General features: G+C 53.3%; 29 protein-coding genes (1 of these 29 running past the window's edge). 1 reads left to right on the forward strand and 28 read right to left on the reverse strand.

Going from position 1 to position 14,821, the window contains the following annotated elements:
- The 28 genes from rplQ to rpsJ form a co-directional block, all read right to left on the reverse strand.
- Positions 1-283, reverse strand: the 5' portion of a protein-coding gene (rplQ, locus tag I6L35_RS04885) for a 50S ribosomal protein L17 (protein ID WP_005307999.1). The gene continues 101 nt to the left of window position 1, outside the view; only the first 283 of its 384 coding nucleotides appear in the window; it begins with the start codon at positions 281-283; its stop codon lies off the left edge, out of view.
- 43 nt (positions 284-326) lie between these two features.
- Complete coding sequence (rpoA, locus tag I6L35_RS04890; RefSeq protein WP_005307997.1) at positions 327-1,316, reverse strand: DNA-directed RNA polymerase subunit alpha; 990 nt, start codon at positions 1,314-1,316, stop codon at positions 327-329.
- A gap of 25 nt (positions 1,317-1,341) precedes the next feature.
- Positions 1,342-1,962 (reverse strand): 30S ribosomal protein S4, encoded by a 621-nt coding sequence (gene rpsD, locus I6L35_RS04895; RefSeq protein ID WP_005342696.1) that lies wholly within the window; start codon positions 1,960-1,962, stop codon positions 1,342-1,344.
- Positions 1,963-2,002: 40 nt separating this feature from the next.
- Entirely contained in the window at positions 2,003-2,392 is a 390-nt protein-coding gene (rpsK, locus tag I6L35_RS04900; protein ID WP_005307993.1) for a 30S ribosomal protein S11, read from the reverse strand.
- A gap of 14 nt (positions 2,393-2,406) precedes the next feature.
- Complete coding sequence (gene rpsM, locus I6L35_RS04905; RefSeq protein WP_005307991.1) at positions 2,407-2,763, reverse strand: 30S ribosomal protein S13; 357 nt, start codon at positions 2,761-2,763, stop codon at positions 2,407-2,409.
- A 139-nt stretch (positions 2,764-2,902) separates the two neighbouring features.
- On the reverse strand, positions 2,903-3,016 hold the full coding sequence (gene rpmJ / locus I6L35_RS04910; RefSeq protein ID WP_005319705.1) for a 50S ribosomal protein L36: 114 nt from the start codon (positions 3,014-3,016) through the stop codon (positions 2,903-2,905).
- A 27-nt stretch (positions 3,017-3,043) separates the two neighbouring features.
- Positions 3,044-4,372 (reverse strand): preprotein translocase subunit SecY, encoded by a 1,329-nt coding sequence (gene secY, locus I6L35_RS04915; protein ID WP_005307989.1) that lies wholly within the window; start codon positions 4,370-4,372, stop codon positions 3,044-3,046.
- An 8-nt stretch (positions 4,373-4,380) separates the two neighbouring features.
- On the reverse strand, positions 4,381-4,818 hold the full coding sequence (gene rplO, locus I6L35_RS04920) for a 50S ribosomal protein L15 (RefSeq protein WP_005342691.1): 438 nt from the start codon (positions 4,816-4,818) through the stop codon (positions 4,381-4,383).
- Between the two features lie 2 nt (positions 4,819-4,820).
- Positions 4,821-5,000, reverse strand: a complete 180-nt coding sequence (gene rpmD, locus I6L35_RS04925; protein ID WP_005307985.1) for a 50S ribosomal protein L30 — start codon at positions 4,998-5,000, stop codon at positions 4,821-4,823.
- Positions 5,001-5,006: 6 nt separating this feature from the next.
- Positions 5,007-5,507: a 30S ribosomal protein S5 gene (gene rpsE, locus I6L35_RS04930; RefSeq protein ID WP_005342686.1), complete on the reverse strand. Its 501-nt coding sequence runs from the start codon at positions 5,505-5,507 to the stop codon at positions 5,007-5,009.
- Positions 5,508-5,521: 14 nt separating this feature from the next.
- The gene (rplR, locus tag I6L35_RS04935; RefSeq protein ID WP_005340606.1) at positions 5,522-5,875 is read right to left on the reverse strand and encodes a 50S ribosomal protein L18; all 354 of its coding nucleotides are present in this window, start codon (positions 5,873-5,875) and stop codon (positions 5,522-5,524) included.
- 9 nt (positions 5,876-5,884) lie between these two features.
- Entirely contained in the window at positions 5,885-6,418 is a 534-nt protein-coding gene (gene rplF, locus I6L35_RS04940; protein ID WP_005307981.1) for a 50S ribosomal protein L6, read from the reverse strand.
- 13 nt (positions 6,419-6,431) lie between these two features.
- Positions 6,432-6,824 (reverse strand): 30S ribosomal protein S8, encoded by a 393-nt coding sequence (rpsH, locus tag I6L35_RS04945; protein ID WP_005307980.1) that lies wholly within the window; start codon positions 6,822-6,824, stop codon positions 6,432-6,434.
- A gap of 21 nt (positions 6,825-6,845) precedes the next feature.
- Entirely contained in the window at positions 6,846-7,151 is a 306-nt protein-coding gene (gene rpsN / locus I6L35_RS04950; RefSeq protein WP_005340609.1) for a 30S ribosomal protein S14, read from the reverse strand.
- Between the two features lie 10 nt (positions 7,152-7,161).
- Positions 7,162-7,701: a 50S ribosomal protein L5 gene (rplE, locus tag I6L35_RS04955; RefSeq protein WP_005331162.1), complete on the reverse strand. Its 540-nt coding sequence runs from the start codon at positions 7,699-7,701 to the stop codon at positions 7,162-7,164.
- Between the two features lie 13 nt (positions 7,702-7,714).
- The gene (rplX, locus tag I6L35_RS04960; protein ID WP_005307977.1) at positions 7,715-8,032 is read right to left on the reverse strand and encodes a 50S ribosomal protein L24; all 318 of its coding nucleotides are present in this window, start codon (positions 8,030-8,032) and stop codon (positions 7,715-7,717) included.
- Positions 8,033-8,043: 11 nt separating this feature from the next.
- Positions 8,044-8,412, reverse strand: a complete 369-nt coding sequence (gene rplN / locus I6L35_RS04965; protein WP_005307975.1) for a 50S ribosomal protein L14 — start codon at positions 8,410-8,412, stop codon at positions 8,044-8,046.
- A 147-nt stretch (positions 8,413-8,559) separates the two neighbouring features.
- A complete protein-coding gene (gene rpsQ, locus I6L35_RS04970) occupies positions 8,560-8,808 on the reverse strand; it encodes a 30S ribosomal protein S17 (protein WP_005307966.1) in 249 nt (82 codons plus the stop codon).
- Entirely contained in the window at positions 8,808-8,999 is a 192-nt protein-coding gene (gene rpmC, locus I6L35_RS04975) for a 50S ribosomal protein L29 (protein WP_005307965.1), read from the reverse strand. Before rpmC ends, rpsQ begins: the two co-directional genes overlap by 1 nt.
- The gene (gene rplP, locus I6L35_RS04980; protein ID WP_005340612.1) at positions 8,999-9,412 is read right to left on the reverse strand and encodes a 50S ribosomal protein L16; all 414 of its coding nucleotides are present in this window, start codon (positions 9,410-9,412) and stop codon (positions 8,999-9,001) included. Before rplP ends, rpmC begins: the two co-directional genes overlap by 1 nt.
- 13 nt (positions 9,413-9,425) lie before the next feature.
- Positions 9,426-10,139 carry a 30S ribosomal protein S3 gene (gene rpsC / locus I6L35_RS04985; protein WP_005307962.1) on the reverse strand — a complete coding sequence of 238 codons (714 nt, stop codon included), beginning with the start codon at positions 10,137-10,139 and terminating at the stop codon, positions 9,426-9,428.
- Between the two features lie 3 nt (positions 10,140-10,142).
- The gene (gene rplV / locus I6L35_RS04990; RefSeq protein ID WP_005319741.1) at positions 10,143-10,487 is read right to left on the reverse strand and encodes a 50S ribosomal protein L22; all 345 of its coding nucleotides are present in this window, start codon (positions 10,485-10,487) and stop codon (positions 10,143-10,145) included.
- 10 nt (positions 10,488-10,497) lie between these two features.
- The gene (gene rpsS / locus I6L35_RS04995) at positions 10,498-10,776 is read right to left on the reverse strand and encodes a 30S ribosomal protein S19 (protein ID WP_005307960.1); all 279 of its coding nucleotides are present in this window, start codon (positions 10,774-10,776) and stop codon (positions 10,498-10,500) included.
- Positions 10,777-10,798: 22 nt separating this feature from the next.
- Complete coding sequence (gene rplB, locus I6L35_RS05000) at positions 10,799-11,620, reverse strand: 50S ribosomal protein L2 (protein WP_005340614.1); 822 nt, start codon at positions 11,618-11,620, stop codon at positions 10,799-10,801.
- Between the two features lie 15 nt (positions 11,621-11,635).
- On the reverse strand, positions 11,636-11,935 hold the full coding sequence (rplW, locus tag I6L35_RS05005; protein ID WP_342690021.1) for a 50S ribosomal protein L23: 300 nt from the start codon (positions 11,933-11,935) through the stop codon (positions 11,636-11,638).
- The gene (rplD, locus tag I6L35_RS05010) at positions 11,935-12,540 is read right to left on the reverse strand and encodes a 50S ribosomal protein L4 (RefSeq protein WP_005340616.1); all 606 of its coding nucleotides are present in this window, start codon (positions 12,538-12,540) and stop codon (positions 11,935-11,937) included. The genes rplW and rplD overlap by 1 nt, the downstream gene beginning before the upstream one ends.
- Before the next feature lie 17 nt (positions 12,541-12,557).
- Entirely contained in the window at positions 12,558-13,190 is a 633-nt protein-coding gene (rplC, locus tag I6L35_RS05015) for a 50S ribosomal protein L3 (protein ID WP_005340620.1), read from the reverse strand.
- 22 nt (positions 13,191-13,212) lie between these two features.
- The gene (gene rpsJ, locus I6L35_RS05020) at positions 13,213-13,524 is read right to left on the reverse strand and encodes a 30S ribosomal protein S10 (RefSeq protein ID WP_005307944.1); all 312 of its coding nucleotides are present in this window, start codon (positions 13,522-13,524) and stop codon (positions 13,213-13,215) included.
- A gap of 356 nt (positions 13,525-13,880) precedes the next feature.
- On the opposite strand from rpsJ, the gene I6L35_RS05025 reads away from it, so the two are divergent.
- Complete coding sequence (locus I6L35_RS05025) at positions 13,881-14,795, forward strand: DMT family transporter (RefSeq protein ID WP_216979698.1); 915 nt, start codon at positions 13,881-13,883, stop codon at positions 14,793-14,795.
- The last annotated feature ends 26 nt before the right edge of the window (positions 14,796-14,821 follow it).

Below are 14,821 nucleotides of genomic sequence, written 5' to 3' on the forward strand. Positions count from 1 at the left end.
TATAACCGCCGGCGCGCTCCAGGTAGCGCGGGCCCAGTTCATTGAACAGCTTAGCCACGATCGCGTTATCGCGAGTGCGGGCAAATGCCAGACGACGATTAGCAACGCTATCAGTCTTGGCAAGGGTGATCAGCGGTTCAACTACACGACGCAGCTCTTTTGCCTTAGGCAGAGTTGTCTTGATGATCTCATGACGAACCAGGGAGCTGGCCATGTTGCGGAACATAGCCTGACGATGGCTGCTGTTCCGGTTCAGTTGACGACCACTCAAACGATGGCGCATGACCTTATCCTTCTAACTAAATCTGTGAAACCCGTAATCTGGATTACTCGTCAGCGATGCTGGCGGGCGGCCAGTTCTCAAGGCGCATGCCAAGAGACAGACCACGGGAGGCCAACACGTCCTTGATCTCAGTCAGGGACTTCTTACCGAGGTTAGGAGTTTTAAGCAACTCAACTTCGGTACGCTGTACCAGATCACCAATATAGTGGATAGCTTCTGCCTTCAGACAGTTCGCAGAACGAACTGTCAGCTCCAAATCATCGACAGGACGCAGCAGAATCGGATCAAACTCGGGTTTCTCTTCTTTCTTCTCGGGCACGCTGACATCGCGCAGATCCACGAAGGCTTCCAGTTGCTCAGCCAAGATAGTGGCAGAACGACGGATGGCTTCTTCAGGATCCAGAGTACCATTGGTCTCCATGTCGATAACCAGCTTGTCCAAGTCGGTACGCTGTTCCACACGTGCTGCCTCAACATTGTAGGCAATACGAACGATGGGGCTGAACGCAGAGTCCAGCAGCAGGCGACCAATAGGACGCTCTTCATCATCGTTGTGAACACGAGCAGAAGCAGGCACATAACCACGACCGCGCTGAACTTTCAGGCGCATGCTGATTTCAGCATTGGCACCAGTCAGGTGGCAGATTACGTGCTCCGGGTTTACGATCTCGACTTCATCACCGTGAGTGATATCACCTGCGGTAACGGGGCCTGTTCCAGACTTGGTCAGGGACAGAGTTACCTCGTCCTTGCCTTCCAGCTTCACAGCGATACCTTTCAGGTTGAGCAGGATTTCAAGAATGTCTTCCTGTACACCTTCTTTGCTGCTGTACTCATGCAGTACACCGTCAATTTCGACTTCAGTAACTGCACAACCGGGCATAGAAGACAGCAAAATACGACGCAGGGCGTTACCCAGCGTGTGACCAAAGCCACGCTCAAGTGGCTCAAGAGTCACTTTCGCATGAGTCGGGCTAACTTGCTCGATGTCAACTAGCCGCGGTTTAAGAAAATCTGTTACAGAACCCAGCATTGTGTCCTCTCTTTAGAAGCTAGCTTTACTTGGAGTAAAGCTCGACGATCAGCTGTTCGTTAATGTCGGCAGACAGGTCGGAACGCTCCGGCAGGCGCTTGAAGGCACCTTCCATTTTAGCGGCATCAACCTCTACCCAAGTCGGCTTCTCGCGCTGACCAGCAACCTCAAGGGCAGCTTTGATACGCGCTTGCTTCTTAGCCTTCTCACGAACGCAGATCACGTCCTCAGGGGAAACCTGGAAAGAAGGAATGTTCACAACGCGGCCGTTTACCATGATGGCCTTATGGCTCACCAGCTGACGAGATTCAGCGCGGGTAGCACCGAAGCCCATGCGGTATACGACGTTGTCCAGACGACCTTCCAGCAGCTGCAACAGGTTTTCACCGGTGTTACCCTTTTGACGGGCAGCGTCGCGGTAGTAGTTGCGGAACTGTTTTTCCAATACGCCGTAAATACGACGAACTTTTTGTTTCTCGCGCAGTTGTACACCGTAGTCGGACAGGCGGGGCTTACGAGCGCCGTGCTGACCAGGAGCGGTGTCAATCTTGCACTTAGAATCAATCGCGCGAACACCAGACTTCAGGAAGAGGTCTGTGCCCTCACGACGGCTAAGCTTAAGCTTAGGACCGATATATCTTGCCATCTTCTTTCTCCAACAATCCTAGACCAAGTAGCTACCAGCGTTACACGCGGCGCTTCTTGGGAGGACGACAACCGTTGTGCGGGATCGGAGTCACATCAGTAATGTTAGTGATGCGGAAACCAGCCGCGTTCAGGGCGCGGATGGAAGACTCACGACCGGGACCCGGACCTTTGACCATGACTTCCAGGTTCTTGACGCCATATTCTTTGGCCATCTCACCAGCGCGTTCAGCAGCTACCTGAGCAGCGAACGGGGTGGACTTACGAGAACCACGGAAACCGGAACCACCAGAAGTAGCCCAAGACAGAGCGTTGCCCTGACGGTCAGTAATGGTCACGATTGTGTTGTTGAAAGATGCATGAACGTGCGCAATACCGTCGCTCACTTGCTTTTTAACGCGCTTGCGAGCACGAGTCGGAGTTTTAGCCATTTTCTACCTTCCCGTTACTTCTTGATAGCCTTGCGCGGACCCTTACGGGTACGAGCGTTGGTCTTGGTACGTTGACCACGAACAGGCAGGCTACGACGGTGACGCAAACCACGGTAGCAACCCAGATCCATCAAACGCTTGATGTTCATGGAAATCTGACGACGCAGGTCACCTTCAACGGTGAATTTACCTACTTGTTCACGCAGACTCTCGATCTGAGCTTCGTCCAGGTCTTTAATTTTCACATTCTCAGCGATACCGGCTGCGGCACAGATGGCCTTGGAGCGGGTACGACCGACGCCATAAATAGCAGTCAAAGCGATGACTGCATGCTTATGGTCAGGAATGTTAATGCCAGCGATACGGGCCACTATTCACTCCTACATATAGTAGATTACGACCACCACAAAGCCCGTGAGCGGATACGTGGCGGTCAACCAATACACAACAAAAGTTGGCTGGCTATAGTAGCCAGCACAACTATTTGTTGCAAGTACTAACCGTAAAAAATTAGCCTTGGCGCTGTTTATGCTTTGGCTCGCTGCAAATCACACGCACCACACCGTGACGCTTGATGATTTTGCAGTTACGGCAGATTGCCTTAACGGAAGCACGAACTTTCATTGCTTAACTCCGTAACTACGCCGACCTTTAGCGGCCGTAGCCCTTCAGGTTGGCCTTCCTCAGGACGTCACCATATTGATGAGACATCATATGGGTTTGTACCTGAGCCATGAAGTCCATGATAACCACCACAATAATCAGCAGCGAAGTGCCACCGAAGTAGAACTGTACGTTCCAAGCAGTCATCAGGAACTGGGGTACCAGACAGATAAAGGTTATATAGAGCGCACCTGCCAATGTCAGGCGAGTCATAACCTTATCGATATAACGTGCTGTCTGCTCGCCCGGGCGGATCCCCGGGATAAAGGCTCCACTCTTCTTCAGGTTATCTGCTGTCTCGCGGGGGTTGAACACCAGCGCGGTATAGAAGAAACAGAAAAAGATAATGGCTGCTGCATACAGCATCTCGTAAAGCGGCTGACCCGGCTGCAGGACCATAGAGACCTGTTGCAGGATATCAGCGACTTTACCCTCACCCTGACCAAACCAGGAGGTAATGGTCCCCGGGAAGAGGATGATACTGGATGCGAAAATCGCAGGAATCACACCAGCCATATTCACTTTCAACGGCAGGTGTGTGCTTTGCGCAGCAAATACCTGGCGGCCTTGTTGACGCTTGGCATAGTTAACGACGATACGACGCTGACCACGCTCCACGAACACCACAAAGTAAGTCACTGCGAAAACAATCAAGCCCAGCAACAACAACAGCAGGATGTGCAATTCCCCTTGACGTGCCTGTTCGGCCGTAGCGCCAATGGCATGCGGCAGACCAGCAACGATACCTGTGAAAATAATCAACGAGATACCATTACCAATCCCACGCTCGGTAATCTGCTCACCCAACCACATCAAGAACATGGTACCGGTGACCAGACTCACAACCGCTGTGAAATAGAAGCCCAAACCCGGATGAGTCACGAGTCCTTGCATCATATTCGGCAGACCGGTTGCAATACCAATGGCCTGGAAAGTTCCCAAAACCAGCGTGCCCCAACGGGTATATTGGCTAATCTTGCGACGGCCGGATTCACCCTCTTTCTTGAGTTCAGCAAGAGCAGGATGAACCACTGTCAGCAGCTGGATAATGATCGACGCCGAAATGTACGGCATGATCCCCAACGCAAGAATAGAAGCACGCGATAGTGCACCACCACTGAACATGTTGAACATCTCAATGATGGTGCCCTTCTGTTGCTGGAACAACTCGGCCAGTACGGCGGCGTCAATACCAGGAATCGGCACATAAGAGCCTGCACGGAAAACGATAATCGCCCCGAGAACGAAGAGCAGACGGCTCTTTAGTTCACTCAGACCACCCTGTGCTTTAACATCCAATCCTGGTTTCTTAGCCATTGTACTGATTATTCCTCGATTTTACCGCCAGCGGCCTCGATGGCTGCACGTGCACCTTTGGTGACGGACAGACCACGAACGGTCACAGCACGGTCAATGTTGCCAGACAGAACAACTTTAGCGAACACGATGTTCTTGGTCAGAACGCCGGCTTGCTTCAGAGTGCTCACGTCGACTACATCACCTTCTACCAGGGCGATTTCGTTCAGGCGCACTTCGGCAGATACCAAAGATTTGCGAGAGAAGAAACCGAACTTCGGCAGACGGATTTTCAAAGGCATCTGGCCGCCTTCGAAACCGTTGCGGACTTTACCGCCACCGGAACGAGAGGTTTGACCTTTAACACCACGACCACCGGTCTTGCCCAGACCAGAACCGATACCACGGCCCGGACGGTGCTTAACGCGCTTGGAACCAGCGGCCGGAGACAGAGTATTCAGACGCATGCTTAGCCCTCCACCTTAACCATGTAATAAACCTGGTTGATCATACCACGTACGCAAGGAGTATCTTCCAGCTCAACGGTGTGACCAATGCGACGCAGACCCAGACCACGCAGAGTCGCCTTGTGCTTTGGCAGACGGCCGATAGAGCTGCGAGTTTGAGTTACTTTTACAGTGTTAGCCATGTCGCATTACCCCAGAATTTCTTCAACGCGCAGACCACGCTTGGCAGCGATCTGTTCCGGTGACTGACCGTGAACCAGAGCGTCTACAGTTGCGCGAACAACGTTGATTGGGTTGGTGGAACCGTAGGTCTTAGCCAGCACGTTGTGGATACCAGCAACTTCCAGAACGGCACGCATGGCGCCGCCTGCGATGATACCAGTACCTTGAGAGGCCGGCTTCATGAACACGGTGGAACCGGAGTGAACACCTTTCACCGGGTGGTGCAGGGTGCCGTTGTTCAGTTCAACCTTGTTCAGGTTACGCTTGGCCTGTTCCATTGCTTTTTGAATAGCAGCCGGAACTTCACGGGCTTTACCGTAACCGTAACCTACACGGCCGTTACCATCACCCACCACGGTCAACGCGGTGAAGGACATGATACGACCACCTTTAACAGTTTTCGAAACACGGTTTACTGCAATGAGCTTTTCTTGCAGTTCGCCGGCTTGAGATTCGACTTTAGCCATCTTCGACTCCTAGCTTAGAACTGAAGACCAGCGTCACGTGCGGCAGCTGCCAGGGCAGCGATGCGACCGTGATACTTGAAACCGGAACGATCGAAAGATACGTTCTGAACGCCTTTGGCAATAGCACGCTCAGCGATAGCTTTACCTACAGCGGTAGCCGCATCTGCGTTACCGGTGTATTTCAGAGCTTCACTGATGGCTTTCTCTACTGTGGAAGCAGAGGCCAGAACTTCGGAACCGTTGGCTGCAATAACCTGCGCATAGATATGACGCGGGGTACGGTGAACAACCAGACGGGTAGCTCCCAGTTCCTGCATCTTTTTCCGAGCACGAGTAGCACGACGGAGACGAGCTGCTTTCTTGTCCATAGTGTTACCTTACTTCTTCTTAGCTTCTTTAGTACGCACTTGCTCGTTGGCATAGCGTACACCCTTGCCCTTGTAGGGCTCCGGAGCGCGGTAAGCACGGATATCGGCGGCGACTTGGCCAACCAGCTGCTTGTCGACACCACGCAGAACGATTTCTGTGGCAGTCGGGCACTCAGCGGTCACACCAGCCGGCAGCGCATGCTCTACCGGGTGAGAGAAGCCCAGAGCCAGCGCAACAGCATTGCCCTTGATGGAGGCTTTATAACCTACACCAACCAGCTGCAGCTTGCGCTCGAAGCCTTGGGTAACACCGATTACCATGTTGTTGACCAATGCACGGGCAGTACCGGCCTGAGCGTCAGCACCAGCGATGCCGTCGCGCGGGGCGAACTTCAGTACATTGTCTTCTTTGGTCACTTCTACACCGGCGTGAATAGAGCGAACCAGGGAACCTTTACCACCTTTGATAGACAGTTCCTGGCCGTTCAGAGTCACCTCTACGCCAGCAGGAATAGTGACGGGTGCCTTAGCAACACGAGACATTTCCTACCTCCTATTAAGCGACGTAGCAGATGATCTCACCGCCCATGCTTGCTTTACGGGCAGCACGGTCAGTCATCACACCTTTAGACGTGGACACGATAGCAACACCGAGACCGCCCATAACTTTCGGCAGATCAGTAGTGCGCTTGTAAATACGCAGGCCGGGACGGCTCACGCGTTGGATCAGTTCTACAACTGGCTTGCCCTGGAAATATTTCAGTTCAATTTCCAGTTCCGGCTTCACGTCACCAGCTACGGAGTAGCCAGCGATGTAACCTTCTTCTTTCAGCACTTTGGCGATAGCCACTTTCAGCTTGGAAGAAGGCATGGAAACCGCAACTTTGCTCGCCGCCTGACCGTTACGGATGCGGGTCAGCATATCCGCGATCGGATCTTGCATGCTCATAAGTCTAACTCCCGAGATTCGTTACCAAGAAGCCTTCTTCAGGCCCGGAATTTCGCCCTTCATGGCATGCTCACGCACCTTGATGCGAGACAGGCCAAACTTGCGCAGGAAACCGTGCGGACGACCAGTAATATTGCAACGGTTACGCTGGCGGGACGGACTGGAATCACGGGGCAGCTGTTGCAGTTGCAGTACAGCATCCCAACGCGCTTCTTCAGAAGCGTTCATGTCAACGATGATAGCTTTCAGCTCGGCACGCTTGGTCGCGTACTTGGCTACCAGCTTGGCACGCTTTGCTTCGCGCGCTTTCATGGATGTTTTAGCCATAACCCTAACCTTACTTGCGGAATGGGAAGTTAAAGGCAGCCAGCAGAGCACGGCCTTCTTCATCGGTATTCGCGGAAGTGGTGATGGTGATATCCAGACCACGGACGCGATCGACTTTGTCATAGTCGATTTCCGGGAAGATGATCTGCTCACGCACGCCCATGGAGTAGTTACCACGACCGTCGAACGCTTTAGCGTTCAGGCCACGGAAGTCACGGATACGCGGTACGGAGATGCAGATCAGCCGTTCCAGGAACTCCCACATACGCTCGCCACGCAGGGTTACTTTACAACCTATCGGGTAGCCTTCACGAATCTTGAAGCCCGCAACAGATTTGCGAGCTTTGGTGATCAGCGGCTTCTGACCGGAAATGGCAGCCATATCGGCAGCAGCATTTTCCAGCAACTTCTTGTCAGAGATCGCTTCACCAACACCCATGTTCAGGGTGATTTTCTCGATCCGAGGGACTTGCATGATAGTCTTGTAACCGAACTGCTTTGACAGTTCATTTACTACATCGGATTTGTAGTAATCATGCAGTTTCGCCATCGTTAAACTCCAATTACTTCACAAGTTCGCCGGTGGATTTGAAGAAACGAACTTTTTTGCCGTCTTCAATCCGGAAACCAACGCGGTCAGCTTTGCCAGTGGCAGAGTTGAACAGCGCTACGTTTGATACATCGATGGGGGCTTCTTTGGTGACGATACCGCCAGCCTGACCCAGTGCGGGTACCGGCTTCTGGTGTTTCTTCACCTGATTGATGCCTTCCACGATTACCTTACCTTTAGCAATCAGAACCTGAGTGACTTTGCCACGCTTGCCCTTGTCTTTGCCGGTAAGAACAATCACTTCGTCTTCGCGACGGATTTTAGCTGCCATCGTTCGACTCCTTACAGTACTTCGGGTGCCAGGGACACAATCTTCATGAACTTCTCATTACGCAGTTCACGGGTCACCGGGCCAAAAATACGAGTACCGATTGGCTGTTGGTTGTTGTTAAGCAACACAGCCGCATTGTTGTCGAAACGGATGACAGAGCCGTCCGGACGACGAACGCCTTTACGGGTGCGTACGACCACCGCGTTATACACATCACCTTTCTTCACTTTACCGCGAGGAATGGCTTCCTTGATGGAAACCTTGATGATGTCGCCGATGCCGGCGTAACGGCGGTGCGAGCCACCCAGAACCTTAATACACATTACACTGCGAGCGCCGGAGTTGTCGGCAACACCCAGCATACTTTGCATCTGGATCATCTTAGTGCTCCGCTTTGTTTACTTCTTATCCCTAATGGGATCTGGCTGCCTTCAAAAGGCGCGAAACTATAACACAGGATTTTCAGAAAAGGTAGCCTAAAAAACAAACGGCCCCTGAAAGGGGCCGCTTGGACTACAAAGTACCGATTAGGCCTTTTCTACAACGGCAACCAGGGTCCAGGACTTGGTCTTGGACAGCGGGCGGCATTCGCGGATTTCCACGAGGTCGCCAGCTTTGCATTCGTTGTTTTCGTCATGCACGTGCAGCTTGGTAGTGCGCTTGATGATCTTACCGTAGATCGGGTGCTTTACCTTGCGCTCGATAGCAACAGTGATGGACTTGTCCATCTTGTCGCTGATTACACGACCTTGCAGAGTACGGATCTTGTCAGTCATTACGCACCTGCCTTCTCAGTCAGTACAGTCTTGATACGTGCGACGTCACGACGCACTTGTTTCAGAGTGTGAGTCTGAGCCAGCTGGCCGGTGGACGCTTGCATGCGCATGTTGAATTGCTCACGCAGCAGGCCCAGCAGCTCCTGGTTCAGTTCTTCGACGCTCTTTTGACGCAGATCTTGGGCTTTCATCACATCACCGTCTTAATTACGAAAGTGGTCTGAACAGACAGCTTAGCTGCGGCCAGGGCAAACGCTTCACGCGCCAGAGCCTCAGGTACACCGTCCATCTCGTACAGAACCTTGCCAGGCTGGATCGGGCAAACCCAGTATTCCACGTTACCCTTACCTTTACCCATACGAACTTCGAGGGGTTTTTCGGTGATGGGCTTGTCCGGGAACACACGGATCCAGATCTTACCTTGACGCTTAACGTGACGGGTCATGGCACGACGGGCTGCTTCGATTTGACGAGCAGTCAGTTGACCACGGGATGTCGCCTTCAGGCCAAAGGTACCGAAGGATACTTCGTTACCAGAGGTGGCCAGACCGCGGTTACGACCCTTGTGGGTCTTGCGGAATTTAGTACGCTTAGGTTGCAACATTTACCGAATCTCCTTACTTAGCAGCGCGGCGCTTGTTGTCACGCTTGGGCTTTGCAGGAGCTTGCTCTTGAGCAGCGGCAGCGTTAACAGCAGCCAGACCGCCCAGAACTTCGCCCTTGAAGATCCAAACTTTAACGCCGATCACACCGTAAGTGGTGTGGGCTTCAGAAGTTGCGTAGTCGATGTCGGCACGCAGGGTGTGCAACGGCACACGACCTTCACGGTACCATTCGGTACGCGCGATTTCAGCGCCGCCCAGACGACCGGAAACTTCCACTTTGATGCCCTTGGCACCCAGGCGCATTGCGTTCTGTACGGCGCGCTTCATAGCACGACGGAACATTACACGACGCTCCAGCTGGGAAGTGATGCTGTCGGCAACAAGTTTGCCATCCAGCTCCGGCTTGCGGACTTCGGAAATGTTGATCTGAGCAGGCACGCCAGCAATAGTGGCTACAGCTTTGCGCAGCTTCTCAACGTCTTCGCCTTTCTTACCGATGACAACACCCGGACGAGCGGTGTGAATGGTCACACGGATGCTCTTGGCCGGACGCTCAATGGTGATCTTGGACAAGGACGCGTTTTTCAGTTCCTTGGTCAGGAACTGGCGTACTTGAAAATCGCTGTACAGGTTGTCAGCGAAGTCTTTGGTGTTCGCGAACCAGGTAGAATTCCAAGGCTTGGTAATACCCAGGCGAATGCCATTAGGATGTACTTTCTGACCCATTGCTTATCTCCCAGCCTTAGCGTCGGATACCACTACAGTGATGTGAGCGGTACGCTTGAGGATACGATCCGCACGACCTTTGGCACGCGGACGGATGCGCTTCATGGAGGGACCTTCGTCGACCATGATAGTAGCAACACGCAGCGCGTCGATATCGGCGCCTTCGTTGTGCTCAGCGTTTGCAATGGCAGATTCCAGCACTTTCTTAACCAGCACTGCAGCCTTTTTCGGGCTGAAGGTCAGGATATTCAGAGCCTTGTCTACGGACAGACCACGTACTTGATCGGCTACCAGACGAGCTTTCTGGGCAGAAGTACGGGCATAACGGTGTTTAGCGATAGCTTCCATCATTTATCCCTTAGCGCTTCTTAGCCTTCTTATCAGCAGCATGGCCGCGATAAGTACGAGTCGGTGCGAATTCACCCAGTTTGTGACCGATCATTTCTTCGGTAACGAAAACCGGAACGTGCTGACGACCATTATGGACAGCGATGGTCAAACCGATCATGTTCGGGATGATCATTGAACGACGGGACCAGGTTTTAACCGGCTTTTTATCCCCGCTTTCCACCGCTTTCTCTACCTTCTTCAGCAAGTGCAGGTCAATAAATGGACCCTTCTTGAGAGAACGTGGCATGGTGATTCCTCTATGTTAACAATTACTTGTTACGACGACGTACGATGTACTTGTCGGTACGCTTGTTCTTACGGGTCTTGAAGCCTTTAGCCTTCTGGCCCCATGGGGACACAGGCTGCATGCCCTTGTTACGACCCTCACCACCACCGTGCGGGTGGTCAACCGGGTTCATCGCCATACCGCGAACGGTCGGACGAATACCACGCCAGCGGTTTGCACCGGCTTTACCCAGTTGACGCAACATGTGCTCGGAGTTACCGACTTCACCGATGGTAGCGCGGCACTCGGCCAGAACTTTACGTACTTCGCCGGAACGCAGACGCAGAGTTACATAGTTACCTTCACGAGCCAGGATCTGGATGAAAGTACCAGCGGAACGAGCCAGCTGGGCACCTTTACCAGGCTTCATCTCTACAGCGTGAACGGTAGAACCAACCGGGATGTTGCGCATCGGCAGGGCGTTACCTACCTTGATGGCTGCATCAGCACCAGAAGCGATCGCGTCACCAGCTTTCAGGCCTTTCGGAGCCAGGATGTAACGACGCTCACCGTCTGCATACAACACCAGAGCGATGTTAGCGGTACGGTTCGGATCGTATTCCAGACGCTCTACTTTAGCCGGAATACCGTCTTTGTCGCGCTTGAAGTCGACGATACGGTAGTGCTGCTTGTGACCACCACCGATATGACGGGTAGTGATGCGACCGTTGTTGTTACGACCACCGGACTTGCTTTTGCTGTCCAGCAGAGCGGCGAAGGGCTTGCCCTTGTACAGCTCTTGATTGACGATCTTGACGACGTGGCGGCGGCCCGGAGAAGTAGGCTTGCACTTAACGATTGCCATTTTTGAGAACTCCTCTTACTCGGCTGCGCCCATGAAGTCGATGTCCTGACCAGCTTTCAGGGTCACATAGGCCTTTTTCCAATCGGAACGACGGCCTACGCGTGCACCTGCGCGCTTGGTCTTACCCTTCATGTTCAGGGTACGGACGGTCTCAACTTCGACCTCGAACAGTTTCGCAACTGCAGCTTTGACTTCCGCCTTGGTGGCATCAACAGCAACTTTGAACACGATAGTGTTCTGCTTTTCTGCGACCATGGTGCTCTTTTCAGAGATGTGCGGAGCCTTCAGAACTTTCAGCAGACGCTCTTCACGGATCATGCCAGCATCTCCTCGATTTGCTTAACTGCGTCAGCAGTCATCAGAACCTTGTCGAAAGCGATCAGGCTGACCGGGTCGATACCGGCAACGTCACGCACGTCAACTTTGTACAGGTTGCGAGCAGCCAGGAACAGGTTCTCATCGACTTCAGCAGTCACGATCAGAACGTCAGTCAGTTCCATTTCTTTCAGCTTGGCGATCAGTTCTTTGGTCTTCGGAGCTTCGATGCCGAACTTCTCAACAACGATCAGGCGCTCTTGACGTACCAGCTCGGACAGAATGCTACGGATAGCGCCGCGGTACATCTTCTTGTTTACTTTCTGGCTGTGATCTTGCGGCTTAGCAGCAAAAGTCACACCACCGGAACGCCAAATGGGCGAACGGATGGAGCCAGCACGGGCACGACCAGTACCCTTCTGACGCCACGGCTTTTTGCCGCCACCAGACACTTCAGAGCGAGTCAGCTGCGCACGAGTACCCTGACGGGCACCAGCGGCATAAGCAACGACAACCTGGTGAACCAGAGCTTCGTTGAATTCGCGCCCGAAGGTAGTCTCGGAAACTTCAAGAGCGCTCTTGGCGTCTTTCATTACCAATTCCATTACTATCTCCTCAGACGTTACGCTTTGACGGCAGGTTTAACGATCACGTTGCCGTTGGTTGCACCCGGTACTGCACCTTTGATGAGCAGCAGGTTGCGTTCAGCGTCAACACGAACCAGTTCCAGGTTCTGAGTCGTTACACGCTCAGCACCCATGTGACCAGCCATCTTTTTGCCCTTGAATACACGACCCGGAGTCTGGTTCTGACCGATAGAACCCGGAACGCGGTGAGACAAGGAGTTACCGTGGGTCATATCCTGGGTGCGGAAGTTGTGGCGCTTAACAGTACCAGCAAAGCCCTTACCTTTGGATGTGCCGGTAACGTCTACCAGCTTAACGTCAGCGAGAAGATCTACTTTCAGCTCGCTACCAACAGTGAAAGTTTCACCGTTGTTCAGGCGGAATTCCCACAGACCGCGACCGGCTTCTACACCAGCTTTGGCGAAGTGGCCAGCTTCCGGCTTGGTTACACGGCTGGCTTTCTTGGCGCCAGTGGTAACCTGAATAGCGTTGTAGCCGTCGGTTTCTACAGATTTGACCTGAGTTACACGGTTAGCTTCAACTTCGATAACAGTCACCGGGATAGAAACGCCATCTTCAGTGAAGATGCGAGTCATACCCACTTTGCGACCTACAAGACCGATTGTCATTGTTATCAACCTCTTTCCGTAATTAACCCAGGCTGATCTGGACGTCTACACCAGCTGCCAGATCCAGACGCATCAGGGCGTCTACGGTCTTGTCAGTCGGCTCAACGATGTCTACCAGACGCTTGTGAGTGCGGATCTCGTACTGATCACGCGCATCTTTGTTGACGTGCGGGGAGATCAGGACGGTGAAGCGCTCTTTGCGAGTCGGCAGCGGAATAGGACCGCGAACCTGCGCGCCAGTGCGCTTTGCAGTTTCAACGATTTCCGCAGTGGATTGATCAATCAGGCGATGATCAAAAGCCTTCAGGCGGATACGGATTCTTTGGTTCTGCATTGACAGAGCTCCAATAGATAAAAGAACATAAATCAACACCGCCCGACCGAGATTTCTCCCGCCAGAGGTGCGATTTTTCACGTTTCCTCCCATATCGGGAGGACTGTATGGCTGGTCTCTGCAAGCAGTAAACTCAGCAACAGACATATCGTCTGGCTTACCTCATGGGTAAGCGGAGGGGATTATACGGATTTTTCAAATTTGCGCAAGGGAGAGCGAACAGATTATGCGCAGTTTTATGTGACAGATGGATCTCGCCTGCGGCAACGCGCTCTGCTGCCAACACCCAGGTAACGACAATGTTACAAGCAGACTGGTAGACTGTGCGCTTGCCTCTGTCAGTGGAACGACATCCCATGCTCAAAGATCAAAAGAAAGCCTATCAGTATGGCCTCTGCGCCGTTGCCCTCTGGTCGACGGTCGCCACAGCCTTCAAGATCTCCCTCGCCTATTTCGAACCTGTGCAACTGTTGCTTGTGGCCGCCTTCACCTCGACTCTCACGCTGACAGCCGTCGTCGCCAAACAGGGCAAGCTGCCGCTGCTGGGGAGCTACATCAAGGCCCGCCCTTTCTACTACCTGACTCTGGGTGTGCTGAACCCCTTTCTCTATTACTTGTTGCTGTTCAAGGCGTATGACCTGCTGCCTGCCCAGCAGGCACAGACCCTCAACTACACTTGGGCTATCACTCTCAGTCTGCTTGCCGTCCCCTTTCTCGGCCAGAAGCTGCGTCGGCGCGATGGCGTAGCCATCGTGTTGGGATATTTTGGCGCACTGGTGATCGCTACCAGAGGGGATGTATTCGGCCTGCAGTTCGACAGCCCCCTCGGCGTGACGCTGGCACTGGTCTCGACCCTCATCTGGGCCAGCTACTGGATCCTCAACACCCGCAATCAGGGGGATCCCATCGTCAGCCTGTTGCTCGGCTTTATGATCAGCCTGCCCTTTATCGTCGTTGCGACCTGGTTGCTCTCCGATTTTGCCATGACCGCCTGGCAGGGATGGGCTGGAGCCATTTATGTGGGACTGTTCGAGATGGGTTTCGGTTTCGTGCTCTGGCTGATGGCCCTGCGCCACGCTACCAACACAGCCCCCATCAGCAACCTCATCTTCATCTCGCCGTTTGCCTCGCTGGTGCTGCTCAACCTGTTGATCGGCGAAGCTATCCATCCGGCCACCCCCATCGGGTTGGCGCTCATCGTTGCCGCCCTGCTGATCCAGCAGCTCAAGTACGGCAAACGCTATCGTGCATCAGCCGATACAAAGAGCTGACCATGCAGAAGGGCGTATCCACGGAT

The organism is Aeromonas sp. FDAARGOS 1405 (genome assembly GCF_019048265.1).
GTDB classification, from domain to species: domain Bacteria; phylum Pseudomonadota; class Gammaproteobacteria; order Enterobacterales; family Aeromonadaceae; genus Aeromonas; species Aeromonas veronii_A.

What these genes read in the sequence shown, in the direction of transcription:
- rpoA (WP_005307997.1), bottom strand. Translation starts at nt 1,316, where the DNA reads ATGCTGGGTTCTGTAACAGATTTTCTTAAACCGCGGCTAGTTGACATC.
- rpsD (WP_005342696.1), bottom strand. Translation starts at nt 1,962, where the DNA reads ATGGCAAGATATATCGGTCCTAAGCTTAAGCTTAGCCGTCGTGAGGGC.
- rpsK (WP_005307993.1), bottom strand. Translation starts at nt 2,392, where the DNA reads ATGGCTAAAACTCCGACTCGTGCTCGCAAGCGCGTTAAAAAGCAAGTG.
- rpmJ (WP_005319705.1), bottom strand. Translation starts at nt 3,016, where the DNA reads ATGAAAGTTCGTGCTTCCGTTAAGGCAATCTGCCGTAACTGCAAAATC.
- secY (WP_005307989.1), bottom strand. Translation starts at nt 4,372, where the DNA reads ATGGCTAAGAAACCAGGATTGGATGTTAAAGCACAGGGTGGTCTGAGT.
- rplO (WP_005342691.1), bottom strand. Translation starts at nt 4,818, where the DNA reads ATGCGTCTGAATACTCTGTCTCCGGCCGCTGGTTCCAAGCGCGTTAAG.
- rpmD (WP_005307985.1), bottom strand. Translation starts at nt 5,000, where the DNA reads ATGGCTAACACTGTAAAAGTAACTCAAACTCGCAGCTCTATCGGCCGT.
- rpsE (WP_005342686.1), bottom strand. Translation starts at nt 5,507, where the DNA reads ATGGCTAAAGTCGAATCTCAAGCCGGCGAACTGCAAGAAAAGCTCATT.
- rplR (WP_005340606.1), bottom strand. Translation starts at nt 5,875, where the DNA reads ATGGACAAGAAAGCAGCTCGTCTCCGTCGTGCTACTCGTGCTCGGAAA.
- rplF (WP_005307981.1), bottom strand. Translation starts at nt 6,418, where the DNA reads ATGTCTCGTGTTGCTAAGGCACCCGTCACTATTCCTGCTGGCGTAGAG.
- rpsH (WP_005307980.1), bottom strand. Translation starts at nt 6,824, where the DNA reads ATGAGCATGCAAGATCCGATCGCGGATATGCTGACCCGCATCCGTAAC.
- rpsN (WP_005340609.1), bottom strand. Translation starts at nt 7,151, where the DNA reads ATGGCTAAAACATCCATGAAAGCGCGCGAAGCAAAGCGTGCCAAGCTG.
- rplE (WP_005331162.1), bottom strand. Translation starts at nt 7,701, where the DNA reads ATGGCGAAACTGCATGATTACTACAAATCCGATGTAGTAAATGAACTG.
- rplX (WP_005307977.1), bottom strand. Translation starts at nt 8,032, where the DNA reads ATGGCAGCTAAAATCCGTCGCGAAGACGAAGTGATTGTTCTTACCGGC.
- rplN (WP_005307975.1), bottom strand. Translation starts at nt 8,412, where the DNA reads ATGATCCAGATGCAAAGTATGCTGGGTGTTGCCGACAACTCCGGCGCT.
- rpsQ (WP_005307966.1), bottom strand. Translation starts at nt 8,808, where the DNA reads ATGACTGACAAGATCCGTACTCTGCAAGGTCGTGTAATCAGCGACAAG.
- rpmC (WP_005307965.1), bottom strand. Translation starts at nt 8,999, where the DNA reads ATGAAAGCCCAAGATCTGCGTCAAAAGAGCGTCGAAGAACTGAACCAG.
- rplP (WP_005340612.1), bottom strand. Translation starts at nt 9,412, where the DNA reads ATGTTGCAACCTAAGCGTACTAAATTCCGCAAGACCCACAAGGGTCGT.
- rpsC (WP_005307962.1), bottom strand. Translation starts at nt 10,139, where the DNA reads ATGGGTCAGAAAGTACATCCTAATGGCATTCGCCTGGGTATTACCAAG.
- rplV (WP_005319741.1), bottom strand. Translation starts at nt 10,487, where the DNA reads ATGGAAGCTATCGCTAAACACCGTTATGCCCGTACTTCTGCCCAGAAA.
- rpsS (WP_005307960.1), bottom strand. Translation starts at nt 10,776, where the DNA reads ATGCCACGTTCTCTCAAGAAGGGTCCATTTATTGACCTGCACTTGCTG.
- rplB (WP_005340614.1), bottom strand. Translation starts at nt 11,620, where the DNA reads ATGGCAATCGTTAAGTGCAAGCCTACTTCTCCGGGCCGCCGCCACGTC.
- rplD (WP_005340616.1), bottom strand. Translation starts at nt 12,540, where the DNA reads ATGGAATTGGTAATGAAAGACGCCAAGAGCGCTCTTGAAGTTTCCGAG.
- rplC (WP_005340620.1), bottom strand. Translation starts at nt 13,190, where the DNA reads ATGACAATCGGTCTTGTAGGTCGCAAAGTGGGTATGACTCGCATCTTC.
- rpsJ (WP_005307944.1), bottom strand. Translation starts at nt 13,524, where the DNA reads ATGCAGAACCAAAGAATCCGTATCCGCCTGAAGGCTTTTGATCATCGC.
- I6L35_RS05025 (WP_216979698.1), top strand. Translation starts at nt 13,881, where the DNA reads ATGCTCAAAGATCAAAAGAAAGCCTATCAGTATGGCCTCTGCGCCGTT.